Genomic DNA, 10,744 nt, shown 5'->3' with positions numbered 1-10,744 from the left:
ACACCCACATCCTCTCAGCCAGGAGGCGATCTACGCCACCTTGCCCCTCACGCCGCGGCAGCGGCTTCGTTCAATCCCAAATCGATTCAACCTAACCCCATCCCGCTTTAGACGAGCAGGCGGAGAAGTCGCGCAAACCGCGTGCGGGCCACCAAGGGCCGGCGGGCGAGCTGCAGGTGATCGTGGCTACTCATTCGCCAAACCTATCGGCATGGGTCGAGAGCAAGAAGCTCGTCTTTTTCCGGTCGTTCCTGCCCGCACCGGCGGGCTCGGCGCCGACCGTGGCGGAGGAGGAGGCGCAGCCGCTCGCCGGTGTCCCTGCCGAGATGATGCCGGAGATCGAGCCGAATCCGATCATGCCGGTCGGCAGACCGAGGCGGGTAACACGCTGCATCCCGCTGGCGGCGTTAGCGCTCGATCCGGCCGAGCGCCGGAAGGTCGATCGTTATCTGGACGTGACCAAATCGGCCTTCCTGTTTGGCGGCCGCGTGCTGCTCGTGGAAGGCATTGCCGAAGCGCTGCTGCTTCCCGTGATGGCCAAGAAGATCGTGCTGAAGAATGACGCCGACAAGCTTCGCCTGTTCCGTTCGGCGGTCTTTGTGCCGATAGACGGGGTAGATTTCCAGCCCTACGCCAAGCTGTTGCTTTCGCCACTCAACGAGGTCCGAATCGCGGATCGCTTAGTCGTGGTGACGGACGGCGACGGTGCGGACATGGCAGAGGGCGAGGTAACGCCCGGCGCTGGGCGCAAACGCGGCCTCGAGTCTCTTGTCGCCGGTTTTGGGGCAGCGGATCTCCTCGATGTCGTCATCAACGACTATTCGCTCGAGACCGAGCTTGTCCGCGCGGGCAACGCTGGCGTTCTGAAGGAGGTCTATCTCAAGCTCCACCCGCGTTCCGGCGACAAGTGGGATGCGGCGGTGGGTCTGACCGATGCTGCCCAGGCGGTAGCGGTCCAGAAGCTTTTCGAGACGACACGCAAGGGCGATTTCGCGCAACTGGTCGCCGAAGAAATCAACAACGGCACAGCCTTCACGGTGCCAGGCTATCTGAAGACGGCGATCGAGGCCTTGGTTAAATGATTGCCAAGCCGTTCGAGCCGACCGATGAGCAGCGGCGGGTGATAGAGCATGCAGGCTCGGCGTTCATCGCTGCTTGCCCCGGCGCGGGGAAGACGCGCGTAATGGTCGAGCGAGCGCGGAAGCTTCTTGGCGGCAGACCGACAGGCTGCGGCATCGCCTTTCTATCGTTCACCATTGCCGCAGTCTCCTAATTGGAGGATCGGTTGCGTCGAGAGCGGCTGGTCGAGACCCCGGCCTTCCCGCATTCATCGGGACGTTCGACGCGTTCCTCTGGCAATTCCTCATCGCGCCGTTCGGCGTCGATGGCTGCGCTGCTAAACCGAGACTTATTCCGGACAAGGACGATCGCACGATACAGCCGTTTCCTGCCGCGCAGGCCCTACCGCTGGAGTGCTTCTATCGAATGACGGGAAACGCTATCCCCGCCATGATCCAGCGTCACGGCTTTCGCGGGAAGATCAAGGCGCACGAGACGGCGGCACGAAATACACGCGCGCGCTTTCTGGAGCGCGGCGAACTCGACTTTGCCGATGCGCGTTCCGTGGCGCTTGCCCGGCTGCGTGATCCGGCTTGCGGCGCGGTCCTGGAGCCGGCGTTTGCGGCGCGCTTCCAGGAGCTCATTGTCGACGAGGCGCAAGATTGCAATCCGGTCGATCTGGAGATCATCGCCTGGTTCCGAGCGGCTGGCATTCCCGTCAAGGTCATCTCCGACCCGAATCAGGCGATCTACGGATTTCGGGGCGGCGTGACGCGAGAGCTTGGCCAGTTCGCCGAGACGTTCAGCGACGCCGAGCGTCTGCCCATGAACGGAAACTTCCGCTCTAGCGGACACATCACAAAGGGCGTGGTGGCCTTGCGCGCGCCCAACATGCGCGCTGCGATCGACGAGGCTCTGGGAGAGCATCGGGAGGAGTCGACGGCGGTTCAAATCCTGTCCTATTCGGGCAAGGGCGTTCCGTCGACGATCGGGACAAAATTCCAGCAGCTGGCGGCAGCAATGGGGCTCGCGGCCCGAGATTGCCCTGTCGTCTCGGCGACGCGGCGGACCGGCGCAAATGCCCTTGGTCATCCGCAGGATTCCGGGGTCCGAGATCTCAGCTACAGGCTGGCGGTCGCGGTCAGCGATTTCCACTTTTCGTTCGAAGTAAGTGGCCGGAAGGAGGCTCTCGTCGCCATTCACCGGATCATGCTCGAATTGAGTGGCCGGATGGGCGGCAAGACTTATCACCAGCATCTCGCCGATGCTGACGTGGGCCCCGACGCGTGGCGGCCAGAGGCACTCGCTTTGGCTCAGGCGCTCCGCTTCTGCCCGGAGCGGTTCGCCACAGCCGAGGCATGGCACGACGAGGCGCGCAGGCTACTCGCGCCGCTGCTTCCGGCCGACGGCCAATCCATCAATCAGCGGCTTCGTCGCAATGGTGAGCTGGGGAAGGCATTGTCGGTCGCTCCGGCATCCGGCCACCCCGCACGGACCATCCATAGCGTGAAGGGTATGGAGTTTCCCGGGATCTGCGTAGTGATGTCGCCGAGCACCGCGAAGGGTATCATCGATTCCCTGGCTGGTGCTGCCGCGGGCGACAACGAAGAAGCCCGCAAAATATACGTCGGTGCATCAAGGGCGCAGCGTCTGCTGGCGATTGCGCTGCCGCGGACGCAAGCCCCGCGCCTGCGGGATGTGATGGTGGCTATTGGCGGCGCGGTTGAGCTTGTCTCGCTTTAGCAGATGATGCTCAAGGCCTTAAATTGGTCGAGTCGCTTCATCCGCCTCGCCAGAGGGCCGAGCCGTAGATCGGCGCTGCAGAGATGCGATGATGTTGTCCAACCGTCGCAGTAAGTCATCGTAAGTCAGGATGTCGATCATGTTGGCGTATTTGCGCTTGATGATCTCCAGATCGAGTTGCTGGCTCCCATCTAAGGCCGAGGAACCATTCGAGCGTCGGTCACGGCCAAGGATGATCATGGCCTTGGGGCTTGTGACATGAATTGTCATGCCAGCCGGAAGCTTTGCGGAGTAACGTTGCGTGAGGGCCTTCTCGCCGGCCAAACCCCATTTGGACAGGTGGAACAGGTAGTTCTCCGCCTGCATGATGCTGCCCGAGAGCTCCTTGGTTGGGATGTAGTTGTCTCGGTACGGAGTGCGAGCCATGAGCGCATCGTCGAAAGGCTTCTTGATCTCAATGACGTCGATGTTCCCGGCCGCGTCTACCAGCGCCAGATCAATAAAACGGTCCTTGGTGGTTCCCGGAGCGGAATAGGCGTCAAGCACCTTCACGTTCGACAGCACTGCCACGTATTTTGAAAAGATGAGCAGGAGGAAGTTGAGGATCATCTTCTGCCAGTCGCGTTCGGACCGCGCTGCGCCGTCTCGCAGCCATCCTGCGATTGTGTCGCGGATGAACACGTATTTTTCGATCTCCGTCTGGAGCAGCTCTTGCTGCGCCAATGGCACGTCGGTTGCGGTCGAGCGCCGGCGGTAGGCTTCGTACTGTGCCCGGGCGTCCTTCAGAGGCGTGATGTAGTCGCCAATCACGGTTGCCACCCTGGCGGCGGCATATCGGTTGAGTTCGCCGGTATTGGGGAATTTAGTCAGCAAGACCTGGAAATCGCCGATCGGAATAGCTCCGGCCCGGTCGCCCCCAATAATTACCGGCTGATCAGGCGCAACGAGATCTGCGATCTTACCGAAAATGGAGATGTTCCGCTCGGCCACGAAAATCTTCCGTTCGATCTGGAGGCCCGTCTCGACGATGAGCACCGGGTTATCAATATCAAAAATGCGGGCCTCAATGTGGAAGTACCCGCCCCGGCGCGCTGCAAAGCGGAAGCGATACTGAAAGTTCTCGAAGTCATTCTCGTCGTCTGTCCCGGCCGGCTCCGCGACCAAGTCCTGACGATTGAACGTGAAGACTCGGCTAAGGGTGACCGTGCCGCGGTCTTGCAGCTCGCGCCAGACCCACCCGTTTCCTTGCTGCTCGGCCTGATAAGTCAACATAACTCCGGCCGTAGAAATTACAAAATCAACCAAAGCTATGTTTCTCCCAAACAATAAGCCCGAATTATATCAATGACCCGCTTAGACTTGGACGACACAGACGAGGCAGACGGAGAAACCGCTATCGAACCGAAGCGCGCTTCGCTATGAGTGGAGCCCACTGGGACCTGGCTCGAACCATATTTAGGATTGCTGCTCCTTCCAACGACGATGCTGCTCACGGAGCGCTGCCTCAGTTGAGGCGAGCAGGCGATCGTAGTCCAGGCCGTTCGGGCTTTCGGTGGCCACCTGGGCGGAAGTGACTACGAGCCGCCACGCGGCATACTCGTGAAATGGGTTTAGCCCGATAACGTTGCCGAGTGTGAGATCGCTCGGCGCCGGTGCCGACAACAGCTTGGCAAAGGCTATGATGGCGGCATTCATATCCCAATTCGAGACGAACAACACTAAGGCGCACAGGGCGAGCAATGCGATCGGTGGTCCTTTGGCCCTATAATACTCTGGACGGATCTTGCCAAGAACGATGCCGCCATTCGTAGCGACGAAGACGCTCAGCGAGACAGCGGCATCATAGTAGGGCTGGAGTATCGTGGGGTCGAACACCTCGCGCTGATAGTGCTTCCGCAAGAGCTCGCCCGCCTGTCGCCACGTCCCGTCGTCGACTGGGATACCCTTTATCAGTTCGAAGAGATGTAGGTGATCTTCGGTGAATTGATATTTGGCTGCCGTTTTCCAGTTGAAAGCGGGCATTTCTGCTTGAGATGGGTGAAATTTCCAGCGCTGCTAGTGGGGATGGCGCTGGAGCGCCCGCGTCCAGGAAATTGCCTCTGGCGGCATCGTTAGCGTGAAGCGGCTGGCAGACTTTAGGTCGAAAAACCACTGACGCATGTCCCGAATTCGCCGTTGGTCAAATAAGCCTTGCTCGATACCTTTGCATACGAGGAGCCTCACAGTTCGGGTTTCTGCGCTTTTCTCCGATCCGAAGTCGAGGAGGCTTGCCTGGGCGGAGCGATTTTCATCATCGCCGTAGAATTCGCAGAACGGATGGTGGGCGTCGCCACCATTCGGATCGACGAACCTGAAGTGGGCTTGCCGGAGAACGGCCCTTGATGTGCGCGACTTTGCGGAGCGAACGACGCGAGCACCGAACTTGCCGCACGATGAGCATTGAATATCGGCACGGATCGCGTCGCCAGATGCGCTGAGAAGCTCGGCCCCATCGCGTTCCGACGTCGGCTGCACACCTGTCAACAGCAACGCGAGCTGGTCGACATCGAGTTCGCGGGCGAATCTGACTGAAAAAGCAGTCGCTGGCATTTACCCCCCAAGCACATTTGATCGTTATGCGTCGGGCGAAAGATCAGCCGACGCGACAGTAAACTACATATCAGGCTTATTGCCGAAGACGTGTCTGCGTCGATCAGTGGCCCAATAGGCGGGCCACTCCTTTTGCGTTGAGATCGACCGGCTCTTTCTGACGCTCGAGGACATCGGCGTAAGCATCTCAGTTATCGGCGCTCAAGGCTTTAATTTCAGCCAGGAATACCGTTCCGACCTCCACGGCCTGCTTCGCCGCTTCCGCGTCGACATCCACGCCGTGCGAGGCTTCGTTCATCACCCGCAACGCTCGGAGCATCTGCTCAGTGCTAGCGGGGACGGGGCCTTGTTCCCGCAGGTCACGCAGCATGTTCATGATTCCGAGGGGGCGGGCGAAGTCGATACCGCGATTTGCGGCGAGATCGCGGAGTGCGCGCTCGATTTCCATACGGAGCTTGACCACCGACATCAGCGGGAACTCGCGCGCGAACTCTGCGACCGTTGGAAGGTCCTCTTCAAGCTGGGTTGGGAGCGCCTTGGAAAGTCGATATTGCGCAACTCCCATCGGCTTGCTGGTGTCGCGTAGGGCATATTCGACAATCGCCTCGTTGCGGCCCTTACAGAGGATGATGCCGATCGTCGGCTGGTCATCCTTGTGCCTAAGCTGGTCGTCGACCGCCGAGAGGTAGAAGTTCATCTTCCCCGCGAATTCGGGCTTGAAGTCCTCGATCTTCAGCTCGATCACCACGAAGCAGCGTAACCGCAAGTGATAAAAGAGAAGGTCTAGATAATAGTCCTGGCCCCGACCTCGAGATGGTATTGGCTGTCGACAAAGGCGAAGCCCTTACCTAGTTCGAGGATGAGCGAGCGGAGGTGCTCGATCAGCCATCGTTCGAGGTCCCGCTCCAGCATTTCAGGGCCGAGCGAGAGAAAGTCAAAAGTGTAGGGGTCCTTGAGGATCTGCTGGGCAAGCTCCGACTGCTCCGCCGGCAAGGTCCGCGAGAAGTTTGTTAGCGCGCTGCCTTGACGGGCGAACAGGTTACTGTCGATCTGATGAAGGAGTACGTTTCGACTCCATCCGTGTTCGATGGCTTGGCGAGCGTACCAGGCGCGTTCCTCGGGCCTCTTGATGGCGTCGAGAAGTCGAACGTTATGGCCCCAGGGCAATAGTGCAACAACCTGTTGCACAAATTCGCCATCCGGCCAAGCCTCCGCAAAGGCCCGCATATACTTGAGATTTCGGGCGGACAGGCCTGTCATCTCGGGGAAAGCGCGGCCAAGGTCGTCGGCGAGGTGATCGATGACCTTGGCTCCCCAACCTTCCTTCTCCTGCCGGATCAGAATGTCGCGGCCGACCGTCCAATAAAGTAGAATCAGTTCGCGGTTCACCGATAGCCCGGCACGATGCCTCGCCTGGGCAATCTTCGTCTTGAGATCGCCAACGAATGCCGAGTAGCTCTGCGCGTCGATATCGGCCGCCTGTCCCGCGCCTTTTCGCGGGGCCTTGGGCTTGGAGGGGCGCTTAGTCATGCCGCCGCCTTCAGGCGCTTCTTGGTAAGCATGGAGCGCACGAACTTGTCCCACCTTGCCATACCGGCACGCTTCTCGGGCATGTAGTGCCAGCGATCATAGTTCTTAGAACTGACGTCCTGGAGCGCATGATTTTGTAGACGATCTCGAATCTCTTTGGACACACCGGCCTTGCCGGCCAGGGTCTTGAAGGTTCGCCGGAGGTCCCGATTTGTTGCGTAGGGGATCACGCCGCGGTCCCGCTGACGCCAAACGAAGCTATAGAGCGTACCGTGGCTCACCGGCTTCGACGGGTCCTTCGCTGAGGGAAAGAACCAGCCGTACCTGTTTGGCTTGATCGATTTGATCAGTTCGGCTGCAATCGATGGCACCGGAACGGCGTGCGGCTGGAGGTTCTTAGTCTTTGACCAGTCGATGATCTTCTCCGGCGCATCCCATTGATCGACATGCAGGCGCGCGATTTCCTCGACGCGTTGACCGGTCAGCATGATCAGCTGCACGGCGCGAGGATAGGAGGGATGAACCGGCGTATCGGGGCAATCCAGCCAACGATAGAGTTGCACGAACTCTTCCTCATTGAGCCAGCGCGTGCCCTGGACTTTGGGTTCGGTCGGAATTTCCGAGGCTGGATTGTATGGGATACGGAAGCGGCGCGGAGATGTATTCCGATAATCGTTGTCCGATTTCATTCCCCAACTATAGGCCGCGTGGATGTAACATCGCACGTGATCGGCCATCGAGCGGGCGCCACGCTCGTAGATTGGCCGGATAAGCTCGACGATCTCCTCGGACTCGATCTCGCGCGCGAGCCGGTTGCGTCCGAGCGTATCGGCGATCTTGTTGAGGCCCTTCTCTGTTTCCTTCCAGGACGGCTTGCCGCCGGCCTTGAGCGACGCGACATAGCCCTCGAACAGATCAGCGACGGTGCCGGGGCGAGTGTCTGTCGCGACCTTGATGCTCCGGCCCTTCTGGATCACATCGGCGTAGTCGCGCTTGAAGATCTCGCGCGCCTGGGCCAAGGACGTCGATGGATAGGCGCCGAGCTTCTTTTTAGCACGCTTGCCGTCGCGCCATTGCTGCGCCATCCAGTCGGCAGTCACGCGCTTCGGCATTGGCTTGAGGACCAGGACGAGACGGCCGGTGCCGCGGCCTTCACCATCTGCGAGGTTTTCTTGTTTCTGACTGAGTTCGACGCGCTTCAGCGCGTGTCGAATGGCGGTGTCGGTCAAGCTTGGCATGGAGTTTTTTCTGTTCCGCAACTGGGATCGGTCGAGGAAGAACAGGGAGCGTTTGCTGGGAGCGGAAGCCCCTTCTCTATCCCTCAAACCGCCCCCAGTTTGCCATGTCCGCCCCCAGTGCGCAACGCGAGAAAACTGCTAGTTCTATAGATGATTCAGAGGTATCTGGCGTGATCGAGCATGACCAAAGAAGGGGCAGTGGGGTGGTTGTGCACCAGGATCAGCGCGGTCGCGGAAAGCTCGAGCGCGCGCTTGATGACCTCGCGCGGATAGACCGGGGTGTGGTCGACCGTGCCGGTCTGCTGCACTTCGTCGGCGATGAGCTGGTTGCGCTTGTCGAGGAAGAGCAGGCGGAATTGCTCCTTGTCGGCAAAGGCCATGCTGGAGCGGCAATAATCGATCACCTCGTTCCAGGACGACAGCGCGTTGCGGCTGTTGACCTCGCCCTTGGCGACGCGGTGCGTTGCCGCGGCGATCAGCTTGAGCTGGTGGATCGCGGCTTCGCCGATGCCGTCGACCTCGCGCAGGCGCGCCACCGGGGCATGGACGACCTCGGCGAACGAGCCAAAGGTCTTGATCAGCGCCTTCGCCAGCGGCTTGGTGTCGCGCCGCGGCAGCGCCGGAAACAGCGCCATCTCCAGCAGCTCATAGTCGCTGAGGGCGTCGGCGCCGGCGCTGTAGAAGCGCTCGCGCAGCCGCTCGCGATGGCCGAGATAGTGCGGCGCGTCCTCGGGCTTGGCCTTGTCGTGGTCGGTCTTGGCGGGCATCAGGCCTAACCATGCCGTACGGCGCGCGTTTTGCAACCACGAAGTGTCTGGCCCCGGGCTTACCAATCCGGCCATGCCTTTTTCGCCATGCGTTTTTCGGCGCGCTCTGGCTAACAGAGTTCGCGCATCGGCAACGCCGGGAGCCGGTCAGGATGTTGCCGGCCCAGATTCCCGGCGCCGTCCACGGTCGGGGCGAATGAGCCGTCGGAAAAAAATTCACGCCAGCTGTCTTCGTCCTCCTGCCTCGTTCGTCTCAGCGCTGTTGGCCGGTCGAGTGGCCAGCCGATCTTCCGCAACAGGAGAACATCAATGTCCCGGACCAGACCTGAGCCGTCGCGTCGTGCCTTCGTTGCCACCGGCCTCGGAGCCGGCGTCTTGCTCGCCGCGCAGGCGGCGCCGTCCCACAGCCAGACCAGGAGCGCAAAAATGGAAGCGACCATTCGCACCGGCAGCGACGTCACGACCCTCGTCAACGTCTTCACGGTCGAGCCGGACAACCAGCACAAGCTGGTGCAACTCCTGAAGGAAGGCACCGAGACCTTCTTCAGCAAGCAGCCCGGGTTCATCTCGTCCAGCGTCCACGCCAGCAAGGAGGGCCGGCGTGCGATCAACTACTCGCAATGGGCAAGCGCAGGGGACATCGAGAATTTTCGCCGGGATCCGCGATTTGCGCCGTACATCCAGAGCCTTGCGGCGCTGTCGAAGGCCGAGACGATCCTGTGCGAGGTCGTCGAGGTCAATCACGCCTGATCTGCAACGGCGACTCGGGGGCGATCCCAAAGATCGCCCCGCGGACGCTCTTACGGTTCGAGACCACGCTGCTGCGCCAGCAGGGGCATCGTGATTGCGATGACCCCGGCGAGAATGAGCGTCATGCCTGCAAGGGCCGACCAGGTGAAGCGTTCGCCGAGCCATGCCGTGCCGAGCGCCACCGCGAAGCCGGCGCGCAGATAGCTGCCGCTGGTCGTGCCGAGTGGGCCGAGCGTGCGGATCAAGCGGAAATAGATCACCATCGCGAGGGCCGTGCAGACCACCGCGAGGCTGATGACGGCCGCGACCGCGTGCGAAGTCGGTGCCAGCGTCCAGGGTCGCTCGAGGACGAGTGCGGCAGGGACCATGAGGATCGCGGCACAGCTCATGGCGCCGGCCGCCGCGACGGTGGCGGGAAAGCCGGAGAAGCGCTGCCCCCATATCGGTGCGAGCGCGTAGCAGAGGCTTGCGCCGAGCACGGCGGCCTGCGCCAGCGGGGCCGTCGTGCCCAATCCGGACAGCGCATCGATGCCGATCGTGACCGCGACGCCCGCAAGACCAAGCGCGACGCCGATGATCTTCCGGCCAGTGATCGCCTGCCTCCCACGTCCGGTCATCATCGCGATCGCGAGCACGAACATCGGCGGGGTCGCATTGAGCACGCCGGCGAGACCGCTTGCGATGTGCATCTCGCCCCAGCTGATCAGGGTGAACGGCAGCGCGCTTTGCAGCAGCCCCTGCACGAAGAAAGCCGCCCACACCGGTCCCCGACCGGGAAAAGCGTTCCCCTGAGCGCGAGCGATCGCGATCAGGAGAATGGCCGCGATCGTCACGCGCGCGGCGACCATCGTGCATGGCGGGATTGTCGGGATTGCGACCTTGATCAGCGTGAACGAGCTGCCCCAGATCAGTGAGAGCAGCAGCAGAAGCCCGATCTCGAACGTGTGCGTGGTTTGTCCTGACGTCGTTGGTTGCGCCTGCGTGTGCATTGCGAATCTGCTCCGGGATGGACCCGGACCATGATCCGGCGTGGCGGCGCAGGCTGGCTGAATTCGGACCTCATCGCCC

The 10,744-nt window shown here is 61.3% G+C and carries 10 protein-coding genes and 1 pseudogene; 4 read left to right on the top strand and 7 right to left on the bottom strand.

The features are described from left to right. Positions 1–176 precede the first annotated feature (176 nt). The 3 genes from AC5ZFO_RS23160 to AC5ZFO_RS23150 all read left to right on the top strand — a co-directional run bounded on the left by AC5ZFO_RS23160 (position 177) and on the right by AC5ZFO_RS23150 (position 2,802). A complete protein-coding gene (locus tag AC5ZFO_RS23160) occupies positions 177–1,082 on the top strand; it encodes a TOPRIM nucleotidyl transferase/hydrolase domain-containing protein (RefSeq protein WP_496122580.1) in 906 nt (301 codons plus the stop codon). Further along, a complete protein-coding gene (locus AC5ZFO_RS23155; RefSeq protein WP_496122579.1) occupies positions 1,079–1,273 on the top strand; it encodes a UvrD-helicase domain-containing protein in 195 nt (64 codons plus the stop codon). The genes AC5ZFO_RS23160 and AC5ZFO_RS23155 overlap by 4 nt, the downstream gene beginning before the upstream one ends. Positions 1,274–1,509: 236 nt before the next feature. After that, positions 1,510–2,802, top strand: coding sequence for a UvrD-helicase domain-containing protein (locus AC5ZFO_RS23150; protein WP_496122578.1), 1,293 nt, complete (start codon positions 1,510–1,512; stop codon positions 2,800–2,802). 18 nt (positions 2,803–2,820) lie between these two features. Here AC5ZFO_RS23150 and AC5ZFO_RS23145 read toward each other — a convergent pair whose 3' ends face one another. The 6 genes and pseudogenes from AC5ZFO_RS23145 to AC5ZFO_RS23120 all read right to left on the bottom strand — a co-directional run bounded on the left by AC5ZFO_RS23145 (position 2,821) and on the right by AC5ZFO_RS23120 (position 8,926). Beyond that, positions 2,821–4,074, bottom strand: a complete 1,254-nt coding sequence (locus AC5ZFO_RS23145) for a Shedu immune nuclease family protein (protein WP_496122583.1) — start codon at positions 4,072–4,074, stop codon at positions 2,821–2,823. 183 nt (positions 4,075–4,257) lie between these two features. Next, positions 4,258–4,824, bottom strand: a complete 567-nt coding sequence (locus AC5ZFO_RS23140) for a hypothetical protein (protein WP_496122577.1) — start codon at positions 4,822–4,824, stop codon at positions 4,258–4,260. A 33-nt stretch (positions 4,825–4,857) separates the two neighbouring features. Then, entirely contained in the window at positions 4,858–5,391 is a 534-nt protein-coding gene (locus tag AC5ZFO_RS23135; protein ID WP_496122576.1) for a hypothetical protein, read from the bottom strand. 187 nt (positions 5,392–5,578) lie between these two features. Beyond that, positions 5,579–6,921, bottom strand: a pseudogene (locus AC5ZFO_RS23130) (PDDEXK nuclease domain-containing protein). Beyond that, positions 6,918–8,159, bottom strand: a complete 1,242-nt coding sequence (locus tag AC5ZFO_RS23125) for a tyrosine-type recombinase/integrase (protein ID WP_496122582.1) — start codon at positions 8,157–8,159, stop codon at positions 6,918–6,920. The pseudogene AC5ZFO_RS23130 and the gene AC5ZFO_RS23125 overlap by 4 nt, the downstream one beginning before the upstream one ends. 155 nt (positions 8,160–8,314) lie before the next feature. After that, a complete protein-coding gene (locus AC5ZFO_RS23120; protein ID WP_496122575.1) occupies positions 8,315–8,926 on the bottom strand; it encodes a JAB domain-containing protein in 612 nt (203 codons plus the stop codon). A gap of 309 nt (positions 8,927–9,235) precedes the next feature. On the opposite strand from AC5ZFO_RS23120, the gene AC5ZFO_RS23115 reads away from it, so the two are divergent. After that, entirely contained in the window at positions 9,236–9,676 is a 441-nt protein-coding gene (locus tag AC5ZFO_RS23115) for an antibiotic biosynthesis monooxygenase family protein (protein ID WP_282520362.1), read from the top strand. Positions 9,677–9,726: 50 nt separating this feature from the next. On the opposite strand, the gene AC5ZFO_RS23110 is transcribed toward AC5ZFO_RS23115, so the two are convergent. Continuing rightward, the gene (locus tag AC5ZFO_RS23110) at positions 9,727–10,665 is read right to left on the bottom strand and encodes a DMT family transporter (RefSeq protein ID WP_282520363.1); all 939 of its coding nucleotides are present in this window, start codon (positions 10,663–10,665) and stop codon (positions 9,727–9,729) included. Positions 10,666–10,744 lie beyond the last annotated feature (79 nt).

The sequence above is a fragment of the Bradyrhizobium sp. Unk1 genome, from assembly GCF_059512345.1.
Note: the sequence above shows the minus strand (reverse complement) of the source record. Positions and strands in the feature narration are given on the sequence as shown.